The organism is Spirosoma profusum (assembly GCF_014699005.1).
In the GTDB taxonomy this organism is placed as follows: Bacteria; Bacteroidota; Bacteroidia; order Cytophagales; family Spirosomataceae; genus Spirosoma; species Spirosoma profusum.
The window spans coordinates 268,357-293,081 of record NZ_JACWZY010000007.1 but is presented as its reverse complement, the minus strand read 5'-3'; the positions used below and the strand labels follow the sequence as shown (position 1 = coordinate 293,081).

Annotated in this window: 27 protein-coding genes; 8 read left to right on the top strand and 19 right to left on the bottom strand. The window is 47.5% G+C overall.

Going from position 1 to position 24,725, the window contains the following annotated elements:
- Nucleotides 1-17: 17 nt before the first annotated feature.
- Together IC229_RS11395 and IC229_RS11390 are read left to right on the top strand one after the other, a co-directional pair.
- Nucleotides 18-1,025, top strand: a complete 1,008-nt coding sequence (locus IC229_RS11395) for an FAD binding domain-containing protein (RefSeq protein WP_190887088.1) — start codon at nucleotides 18-20, stop codon at nucleotides 1,023-1,025.
- A 95-nt stretch (nucleotides 1,026-1,120) separates the two neighbouring features.
- The gene (locus tag IC229_RS11390) at nucleotides 1,121-3,247 is read left to right on the top strand and encodes a xanthine dehydrogenase family protein molybdopterin-binding subunit (protein WP_190887087.1); all 2,127 of its coding nucleotides are present in this window, start codon (nucleotides 1,121-1,123) and stop codon (nucleotides 3,245-3,247) included.
- A 125-nt stretch (nucleotides 3,248-3,372) separates the two neighbouring features.
- Here IC229_RS11390 and IC229_RS11385 read toward each other — a convergent pair whose 3' ends face one another.
- Nucleotides 3,373-4,257: an SDR family oxidoreductase gene (locus tag IC229_RS11385; protein ID WP_190887086.1), complete on the bottom strand. Its 885-nt coding sequence runs from the start codon at nucleotides 4,255-4,257 to the stop codon at nucleotides 3,373-3,375.
- Nucleotides 4,258-4,390: 133 nt separating this feature from the next.
- On the opposite strand from IC229_RS11385, the gene IC229_RS11380 reads away from it, so the two are divergent.
- Entirely contained in the window at nucleotides 4,391-4,981 is a 591-nt protein-coding gene (locus IC229_RS11380; RefSeq protein WP_190887085.1) for a Crp/Fnr family transcriptional regulator, read from the top strand.
- A gap of 47 nt (nucleotides 4,982-5,028) precedes the next feature.
- Here IC229_RS11380 and IC229_RS11375 read toward each other — a convergent pair whose 3' ends face one another.
- From IC229_RS11375 to IC229_RS11365, 3 genes are all read right to left on the bottom strand, one after another.
- Entirely contained in the window at nucleotides 5,029-5,910 is an 882-nt protein-coding gene (locus IC229_RS11375; RefSeq protein WP_190887084.1) for an NAD(P)H-binding protein, read from the bottom strand.
- Nucleotides 5,911-6,075: 165 nt separating this feature from the next.
- Entirely contained in the window at nucleotides 6,076-6,993 is a 918-nt protein-coding gene (locus tag IC229_RS11370; protein WP_190887083.1) for a helix-turn-helix domain-containing protein, read from the bottom strand.
- 80 nt (nucleotides 6,994-7,073) lie between these two features.
- Nucleotides 7,074-7,487, bottom strand: coding sequence for a DoxX family protein (locus IC229_RS11365; protein ID WP_223833958.1), 414 nt, complete (start codon nucleotides 7,485-7,487; stop codon nucleotides 7,074-7,076).
- 117 nt (nucleotides 7,488-7,604) lie between these two features.
- On the opposite strand from IC229_RS11365, the gene IC229_RS11360 reads away from it, so the two are divergent.
- Nucleotides 7,605-7,943 carry a winged helix-turn-helix transcriptional regulator gene (locus tag IC229_RS11360; RefSeq protein WP_190887123.1) on the top strand — a complete coding sequence of 113 codons (339 nt, stop codon included), beginning with the start codon at nucleotides 7,605-7,607 and terminating at the stop codon, nucleotides 7,941-7,943.
- A 111-nt stretch (nucleotides 7,944-8,054) separates the two neighbouring features.
- On the opposite strand, the gene IC229_RS11355 is transcribed toward IC229_RS11360, so the two are convergent.
- The 8 genes from IC229_RS11355 to IC229_RS11320 form a co-directional block, all read right to left on the bottom strand.
- Nucleotides 8,055-9,347: a nucleoside hydrolase-like domain-containing protein gene (locus tag IC229_RS11355; RefSeq protein ID WP_190887082.1), complete on the bottom strand. Its 1,293-nt coding sequence runs from the start codon at nucleotides 9,345-9,347 to the stop codon at nucleotides 8,055-8,057.
- Nucleotides 9,348-9,497: 150 nt separating this feature from the next.
- Nucleotides 9,498-10,499, bottom strand: a complete 1,002-nt coding sequence (locus tag IC229_RS11350) for a glycoside hydrolase family 43 protein (protein ID WP_190887081.1) — start codon at nucleotides 10,497-10,499, stop codon at nucleotides 9,498-9,500.
- A gap of 133 nt (nucleotides 10,500-10,632) precedes the next feature.
- Complete coding sequence (locus IC229_RS11345) at nucleotides 10,633-11,490, bottom strand: nucleotidyltransferase domain-containing protein (protein ID WP_190887080.1); 858 nt, start codon at nucleotides 11,488-11,490, stop codon at nucleotides 10,633-10,635.
- 36 nt (nucleotides 11,491-11,526) lie between these two features.
- Nucleotides 11,527-13,581, bottom strand: a complete 2,055-nt coding sequence (locus IC229_RS11340; RefSeq protein WP_223833957.1) for a glycoside hydrolase family 127 protein — start codon at nucleotides 13,579-13,581, stop codon at nucleotides 11,527-11,529.
- 114 nt (nucleotides 13,582-13,695) lie between these two features.
- Nucleotides 13,696-14,424, bottom strand: a complete 729-nt coding sequence (locus IC229_RS11335) for an SDR family oxidoreductase (RefSeq protein WP_190887079.1) — start codon at nucleotides 14,422-14,424, stop codon at nucleotides 13,696-13,698.
- A 117-nt stretch (nucleotides 14,425-14,541) separates the two neighbouring features.
- Entirely contained in the window at nucleotides 14,542-14,802 is a 261-nt protein-coding gene (locus IC229_RS11330; protein ID WP_190887078.1) for a hypothetical protein, read from the bottom strand.
- Nucleotides 14,803-14,972: 170 nt separating this feature from the next.
- On the bottom strand, nucleotides 14,973-16,121 hold the full coding sequence (locus IC229_RS11325) for an epoxide hydrolase family protein (protein WP_190887077.1): 1,149 nt from the start codon (nucleotides 16,119-16,121) through the stop codon (nucleotides 14,973-14,975).
- 65 nt (nucleotides 16,122-16,186) lie between these two features.
- A complete protein-coding gene (locus IC229_RS11320; RefSeq protein ID WP_190887076.1) occupies nucleotides 16,187-16,744 on the bottom strand; it encodes a putative glycolipid-binding domain-containing protein in 558 nt (185 codons plus the stop codon).
- Between the two features lie 118 nt (nucleotides 16,745-16,862).
- Between IC229_RS11320 and IC229_RS11315 the strand changes: the two genes are divergently transcribed.
- The 3 genes from IC229_RS11315 to IC229_RS11305 all read left to right on the top strand — a co-directional run bounded on the left by IC229_RS11315 (nucleotide 16,863) and on the right by IC229_RS11305 (nucleotide 18,763).
- Nucleotides 16,863-17,207: a nuclear transport factor 2 family protein gene (locus IC229_RS11315; RefSeq protein ID WP_190887075.1), complete on the top strand. Its 345-nt coding sequence runs from the start codon at nucleotides 16,863-16,865 to the stop codon at nucleotides 17,205-17,207.
- Between the two features lie 189 nt (nucleotides 17,208-17,396).
- The gene (locus IC229_RS11310; protein ID WP_190887074.1) at nucleotides 17,397-17,963 is read left to right on the top strand and encodes a dihydrofolate reductase family protein; all 567 of its coding nucleotides are present in this window, start codon (nucleotides 17,397-17,399) and stop codon (nucleotides 17,961-17,963) included.
- A gap of 23 nt (nucleotides 17,964-17,986) precedes the next feature.
- Nucleotides 17,987-18,763 carry an alpha/beta fold hydrolase gene (locus tag IC229_RS11305; RefSeq protein WP_190887073.1) on the top strand — a complete coding sequence of 259 codons (777 nt, stop codon included), beginning with the start codon at nucleotides 17,987-17,989 and terminating at the stop codon, nucleotides 18,761-18,763.
- A gap of 117 nt (nucleotides 18,764-18,880) precedes the next feature.
- On the opposite strand, the gene IC229_RS11300 is transcribed toward IC229_RS11305, so the two are convergent.
- From IC229_RS11300 to IC229_RS11280, 5 genes are all read right to left on the bottom strand, one after another.
- Complete coding sequence (locus IC229_RS11300; protein ID WP_190887072.1) at nucleotides 18,881-19,438, bottom strand: cupin domain-containing protein; 558 nt, start codon at nucleotides 19,436-19,438, stop codon at nucleotides 18,881-18,883.
- Nucleotides 19,439-19,531: 93 nt separating this feature from the next.
- Nucleotides 19,532-20,341, bottom strand: coding sequence for a helix-turn-helix domain-containing protein (locus tag IC229_RS11295; RefSeq protein WP_190887071.1), 810 nt, complete (start codon nucleotides 20,339-20,341; stop codon nucleotides 19,532-19,534).
- Between the two features lie 176 nt (nucleotides 20,342-20,517).
- Nucleotides 20,518-21,042 carry a DinB family protein gene (locus IC229_RS11290; RefSeq protein WP_190887070.1) on the bottom strand — a complete coding sequence of 175 codons (525 nt, stop codon included), beginning with the start codon at nucleotides 21,040-21,042 and terminating at the stop codon, nucleotides 20,518-20,520.
- Between the two features lie 33 nt (nucleotides 21,043-21,075).
- On the bottom strand, nucleotides 21,076-21,621 hold the full coding sequence (locus IC229_RS11285) for a dihydrofolate reductase family protein (RefSeq protein ID WP_190887069.1): 546 nt from the start codon (nucleotides 21,619-21,621) through the stop codon (nucleotides 21,076-21,078).
- Entirely contained in the window at nucleotides 21,602-21,781 is a 180-nt protein-coding gene (locus IC229_RS11280) for a hypothetical protein (RefSeq protein WP_190887068.1), read from the bottom strand. The genes IC229_RS11285 and IC229_RS11280 overlap by 20 nt, the downstream gene beginning before the upstream one ends.
- A 39-nt stretch (nucleotides 21,782-21,820) precedes the next feature.
- On the opposite strand from IC229_RS11280, the gene IC229_RS11275 reads away from it, so the two are divergent.
- On the top strand, nucleotides 21,821-22,348 hold the full coding sequence (locus IC229_RS11275; RefSeq protein ID WP_190887067.1) for a DUF4468 domain-containing protein: 528 nt from the start codon (nucleotides 21,821-21,823) through the stop codon (nucleotides 22,346-22,348).
- Nucleotides 22,349-22,356: 8 nt separating this feature from the next.
- On the opposite strand, the gene IC229_RS11270 is transcribed toward IC229_RS11275, so the two are convergent.
- A complete protein-coding gene (locus tag IC229_RS11270; RefSeq protein WP_190887121.1) occupies nucleotides 22,357-23,019 on the bottom strand; it encodes an endonuclease III domain-containing protein in 663 nt (220 codons plus the stop codon).
- Between the two features lie 157 nt (nucleotides 23,020-23,176).
- Nucleotides 23,177-24,484, bottom strand: a complete 1,308-nt coding sequence (locus tag IC229_RS11265; protein ID WP_190887066.1) for an OmpA family protein — start codon at nucleotides 24,482-24,484, stop codon at nucleotides 23,177-23,179.
- Nucleotides 24,485-24,725: the final 241 nt, after the last annotated feature.

The window sequence follows — 24,725 nt, the reverse complement described above, 5'->3', positions numbered from 1 at the left end:
TTTTTCAACCGTATCCAATGCGACCTTTCACTTATACCCGGGCCAAAGACGCTACGTCGGCGATCAAATTGCTGGCTGAGAATCCGAACGCCAAATTCCTCGCGGGCGGCACCAATCTGCTCGATCTGATGAAAGAGGACGTAGAACGGCCGAATGCCCTGATTGACATTTCGGAACTGGGCCTTACCGATATTAAAACCGTTACGTCCGGAGCCAATAAAGGCGGCCTTTCAATTGGTGGACTTGGCAAAAACACCTATGCGGCCAACCATCCGCTGGTACGTCAAAACTATCCGTTACTGACGCAGGCGATTCTGGCAGGTGCTTCAGGGCAGCTACGTAACATGGCGACCAACGGCGGCAATCTGCTGCAACGTACCCGCTGCCCGTATTTTTACGAAGTGTCGATGCCCTGCAACAAGCGTCAATCGGGCAGTGGTTGCGGAGCCAAAGAAGGCATCAACCGGATGCACGCCATTTTTGGCTGGTCGGAGCAATGTGTGGCTGTCTATCCGTCTGACATGGCCGTTGCGCTGGCGGCTCTGGATGCTGTTATCAAGGTACGTAGCACGAGTGGTCAGGAACGTAGCATTCCGATTGCTGAGTTTCATCGACTTCCCGGCGACCAACCCGAAAAAGATACGAACCTGCTTCATGGCGAGCTCATTACGTCCATTGAGTTGCCGCAGAATCGATTTGCCGATAAGTCGTATTATCTGAAAGTCCGTGACCGGGCTTCGTATGCGTTCGCGCTGGTGTCGGTAGCGGCCGCACTGGAGACACAGGGCAATAAAATTGTTCAGGCACGTATCGCTATGGGTGGCGTAGCACATAAACCCTGGCGTGCCCTGAAAGCTGAACAAATGTTGGTTGGTAAAGACGCCACGGACGCAAATTTCAAGCTAGCCGCCGACGCTGAAATGGCCGACGCCAAGCCACTGGAACACAATAAGTTTAAGATCGAGCTAGGCAACCGAAGCATCGTTCTTGCCTTGCAGATGGCGATGAAAGTGGGTAAAGCGTAAAACCGGCCAAATACCCCTGAATCCCCTGAAGGGAACTTGTTTCGACTATGAGCAAAGTCCCCTTCAGGCGATTTAGGGGTAAACAAATTAACCCTATGAAGGATACTAACAAAACAATCGGCACGCCCATCAGCCGTATCGACGGGATTGCCAAAGTAACTGGCAAAGCGGCCTATTCGATGGATCATCCGGTGAAGAATCCGGCGTATGCCATTCTATTTAAGAGCACCGTTGCCGCCGGAACGATTCGCGACATCGACAGTGCCGCTGCCGAAAAAGCTCCTGGTGTACTTGGCGTTATCACGCATAAGAACGTATCGAAACTGAACGTAAAAGGCGGATTACGTGGAGGTGCGCTGCTACAGAGCCCAGAAATTGAGTTCTACGGGCAAAATATCGGTATTGTCGTAGCTGAAACGTTCGAACAGGCGCGTTACGCATCCCGACTCATCAACGTTACGTATGACAAAAAAGAGCCCAAAGTCGATTTCAATAAAGTTGCCGATCAAGCCCGATTGCCGAAGGATAAAGAGAAAGCCGACGCGATACGTGGTGATGTGCAGACAGCACTGAGTCAGGCCACGCACAAAGTGGAAGAGGTGTACGAAACCCCCATCGAGCACCACCATCCGCTGGAACCTCACGCGGCTATTGCCGAATGGAATGGCGACAACGTAACACTGTACAGCAGTGCTCAGATTGTGAACGGCGCGCAAAGTGCTGCGGCTGCTACGTTGAATCTGAAGCCAGAACAGGTACGTATCGTTTCGCCTTATATCGGGGGCGGCTTCGGCTCGAAAGGTGGTCAGTGGGCGAATCTGGCGCTTGCTGCCGTAGCGGCTAAACACGTAAATCGCCCGGTCAAACTGGCGTTAACGCGCCAGCAGATGGTCAACTCGGTTGGGATGCGGCAACACAACCGGCAAAAAGTGAGTCTGGCCGCTACGTCCGACGGTAAGCTAACGGCACTGGCGCACGAAACGACTACCCACTGTGCTATCAACGACGAGTTCGTTGAACCTTGTGGCGATTGCTCAAAAATCATGTACGACACACCCAACTCGCTCATTACGTATCGGGTGGTGCCCATGAACCTGATTCTGCCGACCTACACGCGCGGCCCCGGTAAATCGACGGGTAGTTTTGCGCTCGAATCGGCCATAGACGAACTGGCGTACAAGCTAAAAATGGACCCGATTGAGTTTCGAATTAAAAACGAACCCGAACGCGATCCATCCAACGGCAAACCGTGGTCATCGCGGACAACGGTGCAGTGCCTGCGTGAAGGGGCAAAAGCGTTTGGCTGGGAAAAACGTAAGCTCGAACCACGTCAAAATGAGCGAGGTAATTACTGGATTGGCTACGGCGTTTCGGCTGGTACGTATCCCGCCCACCAACGACCTACCTCGGCATTAGTAAAACTGAAACGTAACGGCGAGGACGTAACAGCCACGGTTGAACTGGCCGCTGCTGATTTGGGTACTGGTACGTACACCATCCTGACGCAGACAGCCGCCGATGCACTGGGATTGCCCATTCAGAACGTAACGGTGAATCTTGGCGACTCAAACCTACCCCCTGCGGCTGGCGCGGTGGGATCGGTAGGCGCTGCCAGTTATGCCAATGCCGTGAACGACGCTTGCGAGAAAATCACGCAGGAGTTAATGACAAAATCTGGCAAGCAGTACTACGTTCGCCCAACGGCCGCGCAACTGATGCGTTCTGAGAAATTAATTGATTATCAGACGCGAGTCGACAGTAAACCACCGGAAAGTGCCGAGGAATATTCGGCGCATAGTTTCAACGCCAATTTTGCGGAAGTAGCCGTGAATAAATCGACAGGCATGATACGTGTCAATCGGTTTCTGGCCGTGACTGGCGCAGGGCAGATTCTGAACCCCAAAACCGCCCGTTCGCAGATTATCGGCGGCAACGTCTGGGGCATCGGCATGGCCCTGACTGAAGAATCGGTGGTTGATCCGCGCTGGGGCAATTTCGTTACCCGCTCCTTCGCCGATTACCACGTACCGTCCAATCTGGATATTGGTACAATGGAGGCTATTTTTATCAAGGAAAAAGACGAGCACGTCAATACGTTAGGCGTCAAAGGCATCGGTGAAGTGGGAATTGTAGGGGTAGCAGCAGCAGTTGTAAATGCTATTTCCAATGCCACCGGCAAGCGGGTTCGAGACTTGCCCATTACGCCGGATAAGGTATTGTGAAGGTAGAAATAATCTGTAAATCAAGTCTTTTCTCGAGTGTATTTTGTCATCCTGACGAAGGAAGGATCTTAAGTTGTCATTCGTCAGGATGACAGAAAAATCGAAACTAAGAAGTATTACGCGAATCAGCTTCCAAAATAATGCCCCTTATGCAGATCGTCAATCAGTCCGGGATGCGTAGGCTCCCAATCTAATTGTTCTTTGGTGATTATAGCGGTTGCCGGGCTGTCGAACGTAATGAAACGACCCATCCAATCGAAATGAGTGGCTGCTTCTTCGGGAGTTATCGAAACAACTGGTACGTTCAAATACTTGCCGATTACTTCTGCAATTTCCCGAACCGGAATACCTTCATCACCGATGGCGTTATACCTGGCTCCGGTTGCTCCTTTCTCTAACGCCAGCCGAAAAAGATGAGCGGCATCAAGCCGATGAACAGCCGGCCAACGGTTGCCACCATCACCCACGTAAGCCGACACGCCTTTTTTTCGGGCGGTGTTGATTATGTAGGGGATAAAGCCGTAATCGCCAGCATCATGAACTGAGGGCGGCAGGCGAATAACCGACGCACGTACACCCGCTTCTGCCAGCGACATAGCCGCTGCTTCTGAAGCACGAGGAAACCCAGGAGCCGGATCGTTTTCGGTGATGAAATTACCATCGGTTCGCAGTCCTAAAATACCGCCGGTAACAATAAGCGGACGATCAGAACCAGCCAATACGGAGCCAATGGCCTCAATAGCATGTTTGTCGGTTTCAGCTGCGGCTGCGTAGTTCGAAAAGTCGTGGATGAAGGCTGTATGAATAACGCCATCGGCGTACGTAGCGCCCCTTTTTAAACTATCAAGGTCTTCGAGCGTGCCTCTCACTACGTTAGCCCCAGCTTTGGTCAGCGATTGAGCCGATTCTTCCGAACGAGCCAGACCAACAACCTGATACCTGGCATTCAATAGTTCCTGTACAATCGCAGAGCCAATAAAGCCTGAGGCTCCTGTAATAAATACTCGCATATGGTTTTTACTTAGATGATCACACAAAGCTAGCGGAGCTACGGGCTGCGGGACGAGGACATTTGACTCATTTTTCTGAGGACATTTTAATCCTATTTTTTGTTTTACTTCAAGAAAACGCTTCTATTTCATCATGATTGACGATTTTGAGCAATACCTCAGACAATACATACCCGCGCTTTCTGATAAGCAAAGGCAATTGATACGTTCGAAGTCGGTTGTCAGGAAAGTGCGTAGAAGGCAGATGTTGTTGCACGATGGTGAAGTATGTCAACAGAAAATACTCGTGTTGCGGGGTCTGCTCAGAACGTACAGCATAACTGCCGATGGAAGCGAACACATTATGAAATTCTCTTCGGAACACGATTGGATAACTGACTCCGACAGCTATTTCAATCGAACGCCTTCCGAATTAAACATTGATGCCTTGGAAGCGAGTGACGTGGTTCTGTGGAGTTACGACGATTTCGAAGCCCTGCGAACGGCCATTCCTGAGATAAGCACATTCTCCGAAAAGCTGATAACAAAAAATATCAGTGTTACCCAGAAACGAATCTTAATGAACATCAGTGCTACCACCGAGGAAAAATACCAGTATTTTATCGATACGTATCCCGACATTTTCCGGCGCGTGCCCTTACACATGGTAGCCTCTTACCTGGGCGTATCCCGCGAAACCCTCACCCGTATCCGGCAGGGACAAGCGGTAGCCGCAAAAGGTTAATTTTTTAAGATATGCCTTTTACGGCCTGCCTTTTTTATACACAAGAATTACTCTTTCTGATACGTTGCGGCAAATTCCTTAGCGAAATCTTCCAGCTTTACGTTGCCCAAGACGGGTCTGTACTTTTCGTAATCCTCCAGCAAGGCTCCACTGTGAAGGCTGGCTCCTAACTCCACAAAGTTGGCAATAACGTGTGGCGGTAATCCTCTCTTTTCCATACCTTCTTTCATTTGTTCGCTGCTCAGGACGAGCCATTGCAAATCCGGTTTACCAATAGCGGCTCCCAGAATTTGGGCAACCTCGCTGGCCGTGTGCTCGTCGCTGGCTACGTATCGTATGGTTTGGCCAATAGGTTTCACGAGTTCTTCCGCAGCAACAACTGCAATATCGAGCGGAGAAACCAACGCCATGTGATCATCCCCGCCGTAGTTAGCACCCATAAAACCTGCGCCTTTTATCATATCGACAAAGCCGAACAGATTGTAGTAGAAATAACCCGCACGTAGTAACGTAATGGCTACATTCGACAACTGATTAAGAATATTTTCGGCATGATGAGCGCCAAGAATGAATCCACTGTCTTTATGTAAATGCGCCCCGTAACTGCTCAGCAGAACAACTCGTTTTACGCCCGTCTGCGAAATCGCCTGTACGTAGTTGTTGCTAAGTCTGCGGTAATACGTTACTTGATCAACCTCAGCAAAACTGGGCGGCACCATCAAAAAAACGGCGTCGGCCCCGGCAAACGTAGCAGTCAGGAAGTCGACATCTTCCAGAGAGCCGATTGCCGACGTAGCGCCTAGGGTTTCAATATCTTTTTGCTTTTCTGGCTTACTGCTAATTACCGTAACGGAATGGCCTTTCTGTACTAAATCTTCAGTCAACGGCTTGCCGATATGGCCTAATGAACCGGTTATGACAATGTTCATATCTATTTCGATTTTGTTTGTACAAAAGTCGAAATGCCGGGACTGGCGCTTGTAGCCGAATCTATGGTTGTTGTAGCCGTTTCGAGCTACGTAACGAAACAGCTACAATAACCCCTTCAGGGCCGGGGTCGCGGGCGACTTTAGGGGTAAAGACAGGCTGATAACTCAGTTGAACGATTGCCGAAATTCCAGCGGAGAAAGCGTCGTTTTGCTTTTGAATAATTTGCTGAACGATTGCGAATGCTCGAAGCCTAACGTATAGGCAATTTCGCTGACTGACAAATCAGTAGTGGACAGCTTTTCCTTAGCCTTTTCGATCAGTTTATCGTGTATGTGCTGCTGGGTACTTTGCCCCGTCAGGACTTTAAGCAAACCGCTTAAATAATTGGGTGATACGTTCAGGGCGTCAGCTATCGACTGAACTGTGGGCAGGCCTTTTTCAATTAAATCGTCGCTGTTGAAATAGTTGGCAAGGAGAGTTTCCAGCCGATTGAGAATCTGATGGTTCGAGATTTTTCGGGTTAGGAACTGGCGGTGGTAAAACCGATCGGAATACGTTAATAGTAGCTCCATTTGAGCAATGATCACGCTCTGGCTGAACTGGTCAATATTGGAATGATATTCATGCTGAATACGCTGCATTATGTCGGAAATAATCGTCTCTTCTTTCTCAGACAAAAACAGGGCTTCGTGCACCGCATAATCGAAGTATTCGTATTGCTTGATGCTTTTAGCCAACGGCGTATTCCACAAAAAGTCGGGATGAAACAATAGCATCCATCCCGAATGCTGTAATTCTACACCGGTTTTTGCTTCAATTTTGAGCACCTGACCTGGCGCTAAAAAGAACATGATTCCTTCATCAAAATCGTATTCCTGCTGACCGTATTTCATCCGGGCATTGAAATTCCGTTTAAGGGTAATGGTATAAAAATCGTAAACCATATTGGTTTCCTTATCGAGCAGATGCCGCATATTCGCTACGTCAATCACGCTGACCAGCGGATGTTCCGGTTTAGGAAGCCCCCTGAATTGATGAAATTCGCTGATCGTTTTAAATCGACGAGGTTGATTGGTAGTCATAACTATAGCTTGTTTATTCAGCAAAACTCTGTACTCCAGATTTCAGGTTTGTAACTGAATCTCTGTTTGTTGTAGCCGTTTCATTTTGCGGGAATCGGCGCTTTCATAAATCGGCCCCACGCTACGAACGTAGCAAGAAGCGCAAAAACGTTATTCACGCCAATGACCGATGCTTCGCCACGTAGCACATGGAACGTACTGGCGCAAATCATTAGCACAAGTATACAAACAGCGGCTATAGGCGTAAGTTTTGGCTGGATACGTAGCAATGAGGGTACTATCAACCCAATTGTGCCCAGAAAATCCACAATTCCAGTCAGTTTGACCAACGTAGCGGGAATCTGACCCACCCAGGGCCACATAGCTGCCAGTTGAGCAATTGGCCAGACAAGTTTTATCCAGGCCGACCAGACTAAACTGGCTGCTAAAAGCACCTGCACAACCCAAAGAGCTCCATGCAGAATTGTTGACGGTTTTTGTCTGTTTGCCATCATATTATGTTTCGCTGATGGCCCAAAAGTAGGTACCTTCGCTAGCCAATCGAAAGCACTTCCAGTTTGGATAGCGCTATCCGATATGATAGTAACGTACCACGCAAATAACGTAACATGATGCTGATAAACGGAGGATGTCCCAAGAATATACTCTCCATTAAAGATGCGCTGGAGGCTCTGGAAGGACGCTGGAAATTGCTGATTTTGTTCGCTTTATCATCCGGCCCTAAACGCTTTAAGCAGCTAGCCCGCGAAGTGGTCGGCATTACCGACAAAACACTGTCGAAAGAACTTAAAAATTTAGAGGCTAATAAATTGGTGACACGTAGCGTCCATGATACGTTCCCTCCTACCGTCGAATACACCATTACGTCCCACGGCCTGTCGCTGGAGAAAGTGATTGAGGAACTGCACTATTGGGGATTAGCGCATCGTGCGGAAATAATTGGGAATTGATTGCTATTTTTTGTCATGCTGACGCAGGAAGCACCTTAAAGTATCTTTATTTGAGTGTTTGGAGACTCCAAGATGCTTCCTGCGTCAGCATGACAAATTATAAGTTTCTTATTATTGAAGCCATTTCCATCGTTTTGCCCAGTCCAGTAAAACCTCGTTACGCCATTTCAGCACTGTTTTGGCACCCTGCCAGATACCATCAAACAAGGCTGGATTTTTTCGATCCGTATACCAGTTGGCGCCTAGTTTGTAATTGGTAGTACGTGGTTTACCGGGCCAGCTATTATCGACTACTAACTGCCCACGTTGCTCCTGAAAACCGGGTATGCTCGAAGTGATTTTGTAGGTCAGCGTTTCTGTTTGCTTGGGCGCATATTTTATGGCGTAGTTACCGTTACCCAGATAATACCCATTCCATTTCTGTTCGCCAATTCCTGCCTGAACGGCCATAGTAAAACAGGCAGAATCCGGACGAATATTAATTTGAGGTCCTTTAAAATGTAATTCTACAATTGAATAGACGGTTACGGTATCGGCAGTGGTGGTAACGCGATTAAAAACTATCCTTGGGCTGTAAGTAAATTTTTCAAAACTACCGCCCCAGTTATCTCTTGAGGGATTATTGGGATCACCATCCATCATGTAAAGCAATGAAGGCGTATCGCCCATTTTAACATTCCCTTTGTAGCGATTATTCTTATAATCCTTACCTAAATACCCAGCATCATGAATGTATCGGTCGTAATAATTTTTGCTTTGTAAGCTATCAGGAACGCCGTTATTCGAAAAAAAGCCATAATAGGACGAATTGACTTCAATAAACCAGAGATCGGGGAAATATTCCGCGATGTAGGCATAACTGTTAACGCTCCATTTTTTATTAGGACCGCCAATCCAATAAACCTTGATTTTCTTTTGAATTTCGGGCGCATCGTGTAACGCCTGCGCTACGTCCTCAAGGCCACCCCACACCAGCACCCAGAGCGGCTGACTGCTTTCTTTTTTAGCGCATTTTATGATCCAGTCCGACCCTTCAGTGGCAGTGGTGTACCCAGCATAGGGTGCAGCCCCATGACGCCCTTGTTTGCAGACAGCTCGTAATGCATCGGGCGCTGGGAAATTCGTTACGTGTTTTTTTAGCTTCGGCAAGTCCTTTTCGTACAGATCAATGGTACGTAAAATTTCTTGTTTTGACCCTTCTCCATACGAAGGCGAAGAAACAAGTCCCTCAATCAAAAACCGATCACTGTACATCAATAAATGAATCATCGACTGATTGTCATCTGGGTCTGTTCCTCCGATGTCTGTACTGACGAGAATGCGCGGTTTGACCGGTACGGGTTTCTGGGCAATCAGAGCGATTGAATAAATAGACAGGAAACAAACCAGCACCAGCTTACGCATATCTTTTGTCTATGAATCTGTATAAACTTTAATTCGAGAGTACTTTTTGTCATCCTGACGCAGGAAGGATCTTAACGTATCTTTATTCTCAGGTTAGGATATGTCAAGATCCTTCCTGCGTCAGGATGACAAAAACAATTCACCTTAATCCTAAGGTATATATGGCTTTCCGACAACCAGTTTATCGCCGGACAAATCTACCTCAAACAAATGCGGAAAACGGAAAGTACGTCCATTTACGCTTTTATGACTGTGAATGGACATCAGGAGTTTACCATCCAAAGTGTAAAATAACATGCCATGACCGTAGTTCGCCGGCGTAATAGGTTCCTTTTCCTGTATCCAGGGGCCATCTAACGTACCGCTTTTCGAATAAGCAACGCCCTGCGTGTACACGTCATAAATCCAACTGGTCCAGATCATCCCTAACCGACCCGTTTTTGTGTGAAATAGATATGGCCCATCGGTGACTTTGTTCGGACGATCTTTTCCATTGTCGTCTTTCTCACGGCTCCAGGGTGAATCACTGGCCCGAAACAACACCTCGCCTTTACCTAACGTACCACTTAAATCTGGCTTCAACTCGATTTTCTCGATGGTTCCGTTCAGATTCTGCAACCATTCGTAGCAATAAACCATGTACGGTTTATCGTTTTTATCGACCCACAACGTACCATCCAGCGTGGGCATGTCAGCGGGCAGATACGTAGCATCCTGCATGGGTACGTATGGCCCGTCGGGTTTATCGCTGACCAGTACGTGGCAGGCCCGCCGTTCGATAGCCCTTCCTTTCACAGTATCGATTTTAACGGCCCGATTGGTGAACGTAGCAAAATAGTAGTACTTATTCTTAACGTGGTGAATTTCGGCAGCCCAGATCATCGGATTGGGGCCCATCCAGGAATTCGGGTCGGTTTGTGTGACTTTGTAGGGGCCGTCCCAAAGCTTTAGATTTTTGCTTTTCCAAAGTAGTCCGCCCGTCCCCGTCATGTAATACGTGTTTGTTTGGCGATCAGCCAGAATAAACGGATCGCTCAACCGAATCGAGTCCAACGGTACGTTTGTTCTAGGCTCTCGCACCCTGTTTTCCTGCGCCTTCAGGACAAACGAAAACAGCACACAGCCTACTAAAACCAACCAATTATTTTTCATAGATCGTCAACTAGTTTCAGCATTAAGTTTGTAGTCAATTCGATTCAACAAAAAGTGCTGGAAGTCAAAAAATGATAATTGCACTAGTAACAAGAAAATTCCAGCATTTCCTGTACATAAAATCCGCAGTATTTTATAAATCATAATACGGTTTGTACATATCAGTTGCAAGATTTACGGCCTCACTAAAAAGTGACTTTAAACGTGTTACGTTATTTGTTAATGCATACTTATCGGCGCATAAAATAGTGTCAATTTTTTCTCTAAACTTTTCAGGAATCTGGTTTGATTTTTCTAAAATATCAATCGCCCGTTTATCACCCATAGGATATAGCTCATTTATGCTAAAGAGAGCCGTTACTATACTCTTAACAGCTCTGGTCAGGCAACCAATTGTATTATAAACATCCTGTTTTTTAGCGAAATTATCAGCCTGCCAAATAGTAAATTCCGCAGACCATAAGGATTGTTGAACAACCGATTTCTTTAGTTTTTCCGGATAAATCAGAATCGCCTTTTTTAGCTTTCCAATCACGCTATCCGGGTCATATAAAGAGATACAGCTTTGCGTTTCAGCTAAAAAAATGATGGACGAAAAACCATAAGGAGGCTGTTGTTCGAAATGATTTTCCCAAACACCGTTTTTTGCGTTTTCAATCGTTGACGTTATTTGTTCAATATTCTTGTAGAGGAAATCTACCTCTCCATGGTTTGTCTTTATCCAGGCGCCACCATTTACCCACGGTCCCCATTCGTAAAACCCGGTAACTGTCGGCTTTTCAACCGCGTATTTTTGAGCAATAGATTTTACAGACTCTATTGAAAAAGGCGCTGCATTAGAATAATAAATACCAATATCCAGATCAGATGTGGCGGTGGCAGTTCCTACCGCATAAGAACCGCCTAAAACAACCGCTTTTACATTGTCAATTTCTTTTAAATCATAGATAATATTATCCAATAATTTTTTCTTTTCTTCTGGCAATTTCATTCTGGTATGACGGGGCTAGATTTAGTATCGCAACATTCACTTTTCCGTTCTCGTTACCCACACTTTATAAGGGTGAACACCCCGATTGCCAAACGTATAAAATGGAATGGCGGTGAACGATGTAGGCTTCGCGTTTTTATCCGTCGCCTGTCCCGTTATTACGTTGACGCCGTTCAGCAGGTCAGATTTGTAAGTCAATGTCAGCGGAGTATTGGCGGGTAACGTAACGTCGTTGAGGTTTGGGTTATCAACACCTTCCAGCCCGTACACGATGGGGCCGGATGCCAGCGCCACCTTCCCTTTAATCGTTTGAATCGAATCACTGGGCGAAACGATACGTGGCTGCATGGGCAGGTTCAATTCAATTCGGTCCCCTTTTTTCCAGGTCCTGTTTATTGCTACGTAGCCGTTTTTCGGCTGCACTGCTACGTCCTTCCCGTTCACTTTCAGCGTAATCGGATCATTTACGGCGGACGTGTACAAGTTGAACGGATTCTCCTGACTGTGTGCCCAGCCTGGTATCCGCACGTTCATGGTAAACGATTTCGAGGATTCAGGATTGACTAAAATCACCGATTCGCCTTTCCAGGGATAGTGCGTCACCTGCTTCAAATTAACTTTGGTTCCAGCAACGATCATGTCGGCCTGACTGCCGATGAACAGGTTCACGTAAGCGGCATCTTTGTCGTACGCGTAAATGAAACCCGGCATGGCCGAAACCATTTTCAGCAGCATCGGCGGACAGCAGGGGCAGCTATGCCAGGCCCAGCGTTTGTGGTCAGTCGCCACCAGTGGATTTTCATAAAAATAGTTGTCACCTTTCAGTGATATGCTGGACAGCAGGTTGTTATACAGCACGCGCTCTAATTCGTCAACGTACTTTCCGTCGGCTTCCAATTGATTCATACGCTGGCTGAAAAACGCTGAGCCGATGGCCGCGCAGGACTCCAGGTAAGCTGACTCAGGCATAAAATAGTTTTTCCCGAAACGCTCACCGTCGGCAATAGCTCCTTCGCCACCCGTGATGAACATACGTTTACCAATCATATTGTCCCAATACGCATCAGCGGTTTCAACGTAGCGCGGGTCGTTGTTTTCCAGCGCCGTAGCCGCTACGCCCGTTGCCAGCAACGTAGCACGAACGGCGTGACCTTCAATGGTTTTCTGCTGAAACACCGACATGTGATCCTGGTTGTACGATTCGTCACTTTTGCGCGCGTGCCGACCGTCTTTGTCGCCGTAATTACCCCGGTTCTCAATCCAGAACGTAGCGAGTTGGTAATATTGCTTTTCGTCTACTGGTACGCTCATTTTCGATTTCAGCGTGGGTTCGTCTTTGAAAAGCCAATACAGCTTCAGAATGGCTTCTTCTGGTCCGCCATGTCCGGGAACGACATTCTTCTTGGGGAACGGCCCCATTTCCTTATACATGAAGTTGCTGAACCTGGTTGCTACGTCGAGCAGTTTGGTTTTGCCCGTCGCTTTGTAATAATGCACAGCCGCTTCGATCATCATGCCGGCGTTATACACGTCGTGCTGCCATTTATCGTCTCCGCCATTCGTACCCCACCGTTGATCGGGTTTCACCAACGTAGTGTACGTGTTCAGATAGCCATCCGGATCAACGGCCTGAGCAGCAGCGATACGGTCGATGTAGGCGTCGATTTTCGTTTCCAGCTTCGGGTCGGGATATTCGGCCAGGAGGTCAGCGGCTCCACGAATGGTTTCGTATACCAGACCATCGTACCAGGGCGGGCCGTCGTGTTGACCCGTATTTTTCTTGCCCTGCGCGATCAGATCGAAGTTCAGAAAAGCGTTACGTGTCCGGCCCCATTTCGCTTTTTCTTCAATCAAATCCTTGCGGTCGGGCTCGTAATTTCCTTCCAGTTTGTCGAATACGTCGTACACCGTTTTCGAATCCCAGACCTTCAGCTTCGGGCTCCAGAACAGGTCGTTCACACTCACCTGCTCCAGCTTCAGCGGGTGAATAATGTGCGTACGAGTTTTGAGCGATTGGCCATTAACCTCTTGAACCGACAAGGTCGTCAGCAACGTAATGCCAACAGCTAGGAAGCGCATGTATATCTTCATAGTCGTTAAAAGTATCCTGACCGGCCTTTTTAACGAACACCCCAGCAAAAAAGAACCGCCCTGTGGGTTGATGTTTCCACAGGGCGGTTTTCTTATAATATAAAGCTACTTAAATCAGACAGACGGATTCATCTGGTTGAACCAGTTGCGCAGGTCCTCAGCCGACCCGTTGGCTCTGGTTTCGCTGGTGCCATAGGTCAATTCTGTCTTACCTTGCTTCAACTGCTCAAAAATGGCGTCGACAAAACCACTCACCGGCGGAGCATGGTCGTGTATACCTTTTCCACCCAAATCGGTATTGAGCGCGGGCGGAATCAGCTCGATCACGTCAATGCCTTTAGCAGCCAGGGAATGACGTAGTGATAACGTAAAGGAGTGAAAAAATGCTTTCGTAGCCGAATAAACGGGTACTTTGGCTAACGGTGCAAACGACAACCCCGACGTTACGTTCAGAATAGCAGTCAACGAAGGCAATTTGACGAGTAAAGACGTCAGGTGTAGTGGCGCTTCGATGTTCACAGTGATTTCATCTTTCGCCCGCTCCATAAAATCGTCGTCCGTGATTGACATCCACTGCTGAATGCCCGCATTGTTGACCAGTACGTTCAGGTCAGGGTGTTCGTCGGCAATCCACTGGCAAAGAGCCAGCCGTTCGTCGGCAAGCGACAAATCGCAGGTTCGGGTGATAACGGATGGAAATTTTGCGGCTACGTCACGTAGCACCTCTTCGCGACGACCGCAAATGATGACCGTGTTTCCTTCCTGCACAAATCGCTCGGTCAGGCCCAGGCCAATACCAGATGCACCACCGGTAATCAGAATTTTATTGTTTGATACGTTCATGTACTTTTTGTTAACGCTGGTTCTATAAAATCAGAAGCAAAAGTAGCCGACGATACGGGGCGATACGTTGCGCGATTCAAACCAATCGTTGCAAGATTCAAATCTGATCAGCACCAGTTACGACTTTGAATACACGTAGCCGAGAAAGAGGACAATTATGGCTTCGACAATCCACATAGTCAACGTTTTATACCCTACCGCCCGACGTATCAGAAAGTGAACTCCGGCCGCGCCCAGCGCAATGGGAATTCCGAAAATAAACTGTAATACGTTGTTTTCCCGCTTCATATCGACGAAACCGTAACCAATCATAATAACCCCCATACCGGCAAGAATCATGAGTGGGGTTATGATGTCAAATACTTTTGAAAAATTCATGTCTTTGTTGATTAAGCACTGACATACAAGTTGTTTAGCTTTTGTTATGCTGTTTTTTGTCATGCTGAGGAACGAAGCATCTTAACGTATCTAAACGAACTAGCAAGGATGCTTTAAGATGCTTCGTTCCTCAGCATGACAAAAAAACAGCATAACAAACATTAATTTAATTACTTACGTAGCGTCCGGAAGAAAGCGCGAAACTCATCGGCTAGTGCTTCGGGTTCTTCCAGAGCCGCAAAGTGCCCGCCGTGCGGCATTTCGGACCATCGCTGAATATTCAGGCCCCGTTCGGCAAACTCGCGTGGCGGTGGATTGTCTTTCGGAAAAACCGCCATCCCGACTGGTACGTTTACCCGACCTCCCGGCTTATACGACGACTGGGTTGTTTCTTCATAATAGCCTCGAATCGAGGAACCTATCGATTCCGTGATCCAGTAAATCATGATGTTTGTGAGCAGTTCATCTTTCGTATAAACGCTTTCCAGATCGCCATCGCAGTCGCTCCAGGTGCGAAATTTTTCGATAATCCAGGCCGCCAACCCAACCGGCGAATCATTTAGCCCATAGGCCAGTGACTGGGGTTTGGTGCCCTGAAGCATGGCATAAGCGCCTTCCTGCATACCTACTTGCTGCATTCGATCCGAATATTTTTTCTCCGCTTCCGTAAATGTTTTCGGATCAGCGTTCAAACTCGCCTGAAACGCTACGTCGGTCAGGTGGATACCCAGCACCGAATCAGGATATTTCTGCCCGAGCAGTTCCGACACAGCCGCTCCGCCATCGCCACCAGCCGCTACGTAATGCTGATAGCCCAACGTATCAGTCATTAGTTTATGCCAGAGTTCGGCCACGCGTCCCAGATTGAAGCCGGGTTTAGAAGGTTTATCGGAAAAACCAAATCCCGGAAATGTCGGCACAATAACATCGAACGAATCGGCGGGGTCTTTGCCAAACCACTCAGGGTCGGTCAGCATCGGAATGATTTTGTACATCCGAAAAAAGGAGTCAGGCCATCCGTGAGTCAGCACGAGCGGCAACGGGTTAGGACCTTTACCTTTTCCGTAGATAAAATGAATAGCCAGCCCGTCAACGTTCGCCTTATACTGCGTAAACTGGTTGAGCATAGCTTCCTGTTTGCGCCAATCGAACGTATTGAGCCAGTAATTGGTCAGTACTTTTAGATAATCCAGGTTGGTGCCATAATCCCAATCGGAACCTTTTATCTCATCCGGCCAGCGCGTATCGGCCAGGCGCTCTTTCAAATCATCGAGAACTGATTGTGGTACGTTGATCTGGAATGGATGTGCATTAACCATAGTCTACCTACGTTTTTGTTCGAATCCTGTTCATTAGTAACCAGCCAATACGCTGATTGTTGGCACTACGTAATACGTCGAAACAAATCCGGGTAGTCAAGAATTAGCCCATCTGCATCGACGGCCAGTTCAGCAACGAAGTCAATAGCGGGCTGTTCGAATCGATACGTACCGGCAGCTAGTTGCGTATAAAACTGCTCGACCGGGCTAATTTTTCCAGCTGGCAATTCAATATAAACGACCTTAATTGGCTCCGACTTTTCGGGCAAAAATTGTAGTCGTCGGATGGGTAACGTATTGGTGAAAGGCGTTAACGTCAGGTCGACATCGATACAGCCCGTCAACTCCGGCAACGTAGCACCTGACTCATCATACCAGTGGCCTTTTCCATCGGCAGTCAGGTGAAACAGTACCTGATTCACTACGTCCGTATAGATAATTACCTCCAGAACTCGCCACTGGCTATCCGTACGAATCTGATACTGAAACGTATACGCTACGTCCTCATCGACTCCAACTAATCGCCCTTCGGCCAGAAAGCCATCTGTCAACGTAGTAAGATTGAAATGTTCCAATCCTGTCCATTGTATTGCCTGCCATACTATCGTGCCCGTTCTAGCCATATTACAATTGTTTCGATATCTACTATAAACGCTTCACAGTCAGATCGGTTTACGTAGCATCGAAAACAAAAAGCCGGCGTATCTATTATACTTTAACGTAGTACCAATCAGCTTACTCATGACAACCATAACCCAGGCGAAGGAAACTGTGCTGGCATTTATTGAAGCACTGAATGACGAAGATTTCGAAGCCGCCCGCGATTTACTCGCCGATGACATGTCGTTCGTGGGCGTAATGGGCACCCGCAATGGGGGCGACGTTTACATTCAGGACATGCAGAAAATGAAGTTCAAATACGACATAGAGAAAGTTTTCGTCGATGGCGATGATGTTTGTCTATGGTATAACATCGACATGGGCGGCCCGAAAATCTTCAGCAGCGGCTGGTACGTCACCGAAGCCGGAAAGGTAAAATCGATCAAAGTCCTGTTCGACCCGCGCCCGCTTCTCGATAAGAAATAAACTAAATAGGAGTTCAAAATGCGTGTTTTTGTCATGCTGAGGTACGAAGCATCTTAATGTCTCCTTATTCTCAGGTCTGGATACTTTAAGATGCTTCGTGCCTCAGCATGACAAAAAATTGAACAGGTTCAGTTTATATCATAACCATCATAAAAATCTGCCAATCCGCCGGAGCGGTTCCATAAGCTTATGCGAAAAGTGATTCTTCAGGAATGGGTAACCATCGATGGATATGCAGGTGGCCCCAAAGGCGAAATTGATTTTTTTTCGGCCCCGGAGTTGAGTCAGGATTCCGATCAGGACCTTTTCGACTTCATGGACAGTATTGATACAATTCTGCTGGGTGCGAATACGTATCAGATGTTCGTCGATTACTGGCCGGAAGCGAAAACGGATACCGAGATTATTGCCGATCGCTTAAACGAGACGCCTAAACTCATTTTTTCAAAAACGCTAACTCAAGCGCCCTGGGGAAAGTGGAAACCGGCTACGGTAATCAGCGAAGACGCCGTCGAAACGATACGTTCGCTCAAAGAGCAATCGGGAAAAGATATGGTGTTGTGGGGCAGTATTTCGCTGGCACAATCGCTGATGAAAGCCGGGCTGATTGATGAGTATCATCTTCGCGTTTGTCCGGTGGTATTGGGCGAAGGTAAAGCACTTTTCCCCAACAGCTTTTCCCTCCCTCAACTGAAACACGTAGCGACGAAAACATACAAAGCAGGCCTGGTTTTGCTACGTTACGTACCAGCCTGAACGTAATAATCAGTAAATGACTCATGAAGAAATTTGATCACGAATCTGGACAGTTTTTTGAAATCGAGGGAGCCAACATCTATTACGAGGAGATCAAAAATCCCGAAAAACCTTATCTGCTGTTATTACACGGCGGATTTGGCCATCTCGAATACTTCAATCCGATAACGCCTTATTTGGCCGACAAATTTTCGCTGATCGCCATTGATGGTCGTGGTCAGGGAAAATCTACGTTGGGTACGGCCAAGCTGACGTATGCCCAGATGCAACGCGATGCAGAAGCACTCATCCAATCGTTAGGCATCGAAAAAGTAAGTATTTTAGGTTTTAGCGATGGCGGTATTGTCGGCTATCGGATGGCGGCTTCCGGCACTACCCCAATTGACAAATTGATTACGATTGGCGGCACCTGGAGTGAGGCCGATGTACTTGCGTCAAAAGAGCGTTTTGAAAAAGTTTCGCCCGAAAGCTGGCGTGAACGACTGCCGGATTCGTACAACGATTATCAACGGCTTAATCCTGCCATTGATTTCAGCGTAACGGCAAAAGCAATCCGTGAAATGTGGCTTGATACGTCGCCTGCCACTGGTTATCCAGGCGAGATGGTGAAACAAATCCGTTGTCCGACGCTGATAATCCGTGGTGACAAAGATGATTTCTTCCCAAGAAAAAGCGCTGCCGAGTTGGCCGATCATATCGCTGATTCAGCATTTTTTAACGTACCGTTTGCCAGTCACGTCGCCATTGAAGACCAACCCGAACTCGTAAAGACCGCACTGGATCTGTTTTGGGCTGCCTAACAAACACGGGTTGAGCAAATAACCATTGCTTTTATGCTATTCGAGCTTACCAGCGCTAAATTTGAGTCATCTTATTGTACTACGTTTATCAGCGTATCTCAATAAATAGTCGTTACGTTACTCGATCTTTAATGGCGGTCCTACCACCTTCATTTCATTGTTACTGAATACGGTAGCAACTTCCTCTTTAGTCGGTTCGTGATCCATCGCGGCCATCGTTACGAAGAAATCTTCCAGCTTTCCGGCCGGTTGCAGAATCACCATCATCTTTCCTTTTTCAGCAATCTGTGTCCAGGCGTGGGGGACTTGTCGGGGCAAGAAAATACTGTCGCCCGCCGTTAGCCGATATTTCTCATCGCCAACCTGGAAAGCGTAGTTTCCCTCCAATACGTAAAAGATTTCATCCTGTGCCGGATGCATGTGCAACGGCGTCCCGCGTCCGGGCGAGAGCGAGGTTTGCTCAAATATGGCCAGGTCACCATTGGTATCACTACCCGAAATTTTCACATCCAGTACGTTGACATTGACGCCTTTGAGCTTGATATGCCCGTGTTTTCGACCCTCACCCGCATTAATTTTAAATCCTTTGGAACGTTGGAATATGTTCTTAATTCTGGCCAGAGACGGCGTAGCCGCCAGGGTGAGTAGCGCCGTCATAAATCGATTTCTGTTCATGGTGTTAACAGGTTTGTAAATCCAGTGCTTTTCGGCTCGAAATTGCCCCGGTCATCAACGAAAAAATAGAATAGAATTAAGGTGTAGTCGAATTTACCGGATCAGTCGGCGGAAATTCATGGGTGTAAGCCCGGTTTGCTGCCTAAAAACGCGGGTAAAATGGCTCTGATCGGAAAATCCACACGCATAAGCCAGTTCCGTAAGCGATACCGGTTCTTTGGCCATCATGTGCTGCGTCGCCTTCTCAATTTTGATTTTGCGTACGTATTCACCCAATGTGCATTGAAACAGTTTCGGAAATTGCTGACAGAGGTAAACCGGATGGAGTTGCAATTGAGCGGCAAGGTGGGTCAGGCTGAGGTTTTCGTCGTAGTGGGCGTACAACATTTCCTGAATTCTGGATTGCCAGGCGGGCTTGCGGTCGGTATATTCTCTCGACCGGCTCAGCTGACTAAAAGCCATCACGACCAGACTTTCCGCACTGAGCTTTTTCTCGGTTCCGTTTTGACGGGTTTCGGCCAGCAGGCGTGCAAACAGAATTTTCAGATCGGGAGAGCCTAATTCCAGCAAGCCTTCGGGCCGGGATTTCGGGATGTCCAAACGATTAAACCAGCTATCGTCAATATCGACATGCAAGGCCGATACAAAAGAGGAGTAGCGGCTATTGTAATGAGGTTCCTGGCTATGATGATAGGTTAGTGAACCCGCGCTCAGGGCAATTTCCTTCTGCTTATAGGTTTCGAGCAGGGTGCCACTGGTGGTAAACGCGAAGTAAGCATTTTCGTGGTAGTGCCAGGGGCAACCTTGCAGGTTATGGTATGCCGATTGCACGAGGGTCAATCCATTAATAGAAAGTTCGTCTCTTGATACGCCGAAAAACTGCCCTTTTGCCAGATTATCCATACCTAACCCTAGTCTACACGAATATAGCGATGCTCTGGTTAAAAGCGGGTTAAGTCTTTATTTACCGGCTTAATTGTCTGGTTCATTGTATCAAGAGACTCCTTTTTGGCCAAGGAGATCCAGCCCCTAGCCTACGCACGAAAATGGTCGTTTCGCCAGCCTCAATGCCTATTCCCTCAGCGCGTGGCCAATAGTGCATTGTTCAGATGCTGAATGATCTTTTGCAACTGGTGAATATGCCGCTGCGTGTGAATTCCCATAAAAGAAAGCCACTCATACCGCGTCAACGTACCAATTTGCGGCAATTCGCTGTCCAGACAGACCAGTGTCAGATCATTGTGTTGCGCGAAAGAAGTCAGTAACTGCGTTTGTGTGGTCAATCGACCGATTAGTTCAGCTTTTTCAAATGGGCCACCATCGGGCACAATTTCTTCGGGCGACTCCAATTTGGTCGAAAAATCAAGGAACACCGCTCGTATTCCATCTAGTTTTTCATCAATAGGTCGGTTTGCCGGCTCAGTATTTCCGCTCAGAATTGGTAATATATTGTACCCTTTCGACAGATGATCCCCAACTTGCGCGGCTGTCCAGCTTCCCTCGAACGGTACCTGATTCAATTCTTCTTCGCTCAAGGACGAAAGCATACGTAGCAATTCTGTAAACTGCAAATTGAGTTCGTTACTCAGTTCCTGATTATTCATGATTAAAAGCGGTTTTGTTCACTAATTTGTTCACTAATAAGTAATCTGATAACGTAGCAACATCAAGCCGTTCTCGTATGCCTTCGACTCAATCAATTGCAACGTAACGTTGGTAGTACTTGAGCCAAAAAGGCGTACACCTTCGCCCAAAACGACCGGATTGAGTTTAATAACCAACTCGTCAATTAGTTTCGCATCCAGCAACGTAGCGGCCAGTTCGCCACCTCCGCAAAGCCAGATTGTTCCACCATCGCCAGCTTTCAGTTTTTGGACGAAATCAATCTCATCGTGGCTAATTACCTCAACCAACTGGCCCGGCTCGAACGTAAGGGTTTTGGAGAAAATGTAGTTCTTCAGATCGGGATTGACCTGCGTATAGGCCGGTTCGCCTTCCTGCAAACCATATGCGTAACCCCACTGATACGTTCTGCGGCCCATCAGTGCTACACCGTACGATTTGATACGTTCCAGAAAGTCGTTAACAAACTCACCGTCAATTAGAAAACCGTCAATCGAGCCGTCGGAATGGGAAATGAAATTATCGAGCGAAGCCGCTACGTCATAAATCAGTTTTGGCATACAAGTCAGGATTGATACGTATCAAAAACAACCGCCGGGTCGGATATTTGTTTAACGCGGCTCCGACAGCCAGAGCCTGTCGGAGCCGAAACTCGGTAAGCATTTCTGGTGATGTCTGGCTATTTTTGCAATTCTTTCGGAACTGGAAGATAGGTGTCAACTTTGCTCGGGTGGTGATCTCAGATTTGTTACTACGTATATGAAGGCTATATTTTTTGCTTTACTAGTTTGCTATTCGGCAACTCTTTTCGCCCAGGTTCAGCTTCCAGCCAATGAAGCCGGACAGGTTCAGTATCAGGAAATTATCAAGCTACAGGACAGCAAGCGACCGGCGAAGAAAATTATGGAACATGCCCGGATATGGGCTGATGATCAATACGGTAATACCTCAAACACGGAAGTACATTTCGATCAGGAACATAACATTCTGTTCGTAAAAGCGTCTTATCCACTTGGTAAGCAGAGCGTCCGGTATACATTGACGATTGAACCGAAATACGGGCGTTATCGCGCTACGTTAACCGATTTAATCGCCGACAACGGAGGGATGTTCGTCCCCATTCAGCCGAAGAGCCCTACGGTTAGCGATTTAACCAAATCGGGAAGTACGCAAACTGTAGCCGAACAGGCTGTTGAGCAACAGACTACATTATACGAGCAACTCGACCAGGCTTGCCGCGCTACGTTAGCCAGCCTCCGCGAAGCCCTGACAGAGGGTGAACAATAGTGCTACGTTCAGCGATGGCGTTCGACACCAACCTGCTCGCACCAATCCAGTACCGGGCAGGTCGAGCAGTGAGGCAACGTACCGGTGCAGATGTGTTTGCCAAAGGGCATCAACAGCCGATTGATATTTACCCATTGCTCATGTGGCACTTTGGTTTCCAGCACTTTCAGCGTCTGCTCGGGTTGTTTGGTTTGAACAAAACCCCAGCGGTTCACCACCCGATGCACGTGGATATCAACACTGATGGCGGCCTGTCCGGTAGCTACACCCAGCGCCAGATTAGCGCACTTCGGTCCTACTCCTTTCAACGAAATCAACGTATCGAAATCGGCGGGTAAGGTTCCTCCAAACTCATTCATGATACGTTCGGCGATGCCGCGCATGGTGTAGGCTTTCTGGTCGGGATACGTTGTGCCGTAAAGAATTTGTGTTAGTGTTGGTATATCGAGTGTCAGAAGTTGCTCTGGCGTACGAGCCTTCTCGAACAAACGCAGCGATACCGGAATAGTCGTTTCATCGAGTGTACGAATGGAAATAATGCACGAAATCAACTGCTCGAACAATGTATCATAACCCCGTTCAACTAAATCGAACATGGCGGCCTTCGGGTATGGACGGATGGCCTCCTCAATTCGGGCCAGCATTACGTCAAGATCAAAGGGTTGTTTCATCATATTTCTTGTTCCAGCGAAAGTCATTTTTGTCATGCTGACCAGGGAAGCATCTTAAGTTTTCCTTACTGAATAGTGTGGAATCTTTAAGATGCTTCCCTGGTCAGCATGACAAAAACTGCTTCGCGTATTTGGAACAACAAACAACCCTTTATGTTTATGCTTTCACGATTACCATTTCGACCCGGCGATTTTCGGGGCGTTCTTTCAGGCTTTTGTTGGTGTTGATGGGCCGCGAAGGGCCATACCCTATCGTTTCGATTCGGGAAGCACTAATTCCTTTACTGACCAGATACCGCTTTACTTCATTGACCCGGTTGCGCGATAGTTCTACGTTTGAATCGAAATCTCCCACCGTATCCGTATGCCCTTCAAGCTTAATACTCATGCTTGGATTCGACTGCATCACACCAGCCAGTCGATCCAGTTCAGGGTACGACTCCGGCATCAGGTCGAATTTCGATACGTTGAAATAGATGTTTTTCAACGTAATCTTTGCTCCAGCTTCGATTGGAACGAGATTAAAATCGCGTGCTACGTCCACGCGGTTCGTTGCCAACGTATCACTCTGGCTGAAATACCCTTTCGCCGAAGCGGTTACGGCGTAAACACCCCGACGCTCAATAGGAATGCGGTATTTACCCGTCGGACTGACACTTTCGACCGAGTCAGCCGGATCATCGCCAGCGGCTTCAGCACCCGAAATAAGCCGATACGTAACGGTGGCTACAATCGGCTCTTTCGTCTTGGCGCTACGTGTCACACCATTGATAGCAACCGCCGTTGGAGCGGGTTTCTCTTCTGGTTGAGACGGTTTAGGTGTGTCTGTAGGCGTATCGGTACCTACACCCGGTTTGGTGCGGGGCGTATACCGGGGCTGCTCTTTTGGCGGAACTGGCGCAGGTGTTTTCGGTGTGCGCTGTGCATATGGTTCCTTCTTTTTGGGATTGATAATATGCACCCCCCAGAAATTGAAGCAGACAACTTTACTCGTCTTAGTTTGATAATCCTTACATTCAAACAGGTCAAACGTAGTATAACCCGGGTCTATTCGTTCAAAATAAGCTACAAAATCAACCCGTTGTCCGGGCGGAACTTGCCGACGCATTTCCGAAGGAATATTTTCAGCCCGAATGAGTTTATAGGAGCGCTCACCCTGATTTACATACAGGCGAGATGACGATTGGAAGCCAATATTATCAGGATCGGTATTCCCACCCAAGCTTCCACCGTTAGGAAGTGGGATTGGAAATGGCCATTGACGATTTTGAGAAGGTTTACTTCCTACCTTTTCAAATTTCATGTAGATAATGGTATACTGCTCGGTGAGCTCGACGCGCTTAATCGTTACGTCGGGATCGTTAACATCATCCACGCGGGGCGATTCGGTTGTATACTGCACCTGGGCGTACACCCCAGTCGCCAGCAGCATAAGTAACAAAGAGAGAGATAACAGGCGGTTCATTGTCGTTGTTCGGGAAGGCATTTGCCTTATAAACGTTTGACTGTGCCGAGTAGTTTAAGGTTTAACTTTCTGATTATTAATTGGTGATTTTTGTGTTGTAGATTCAATTTTTCAGGGAAATAAAAAATAACATAGCTCCAAGGATTAAGCTGTTACTTTATTGATGTATTACGTCTAACAGGCATTTTACCTTTCATTATTTTGCAAATTCCTAATATATTCCTGTATCGTTCTAATATGT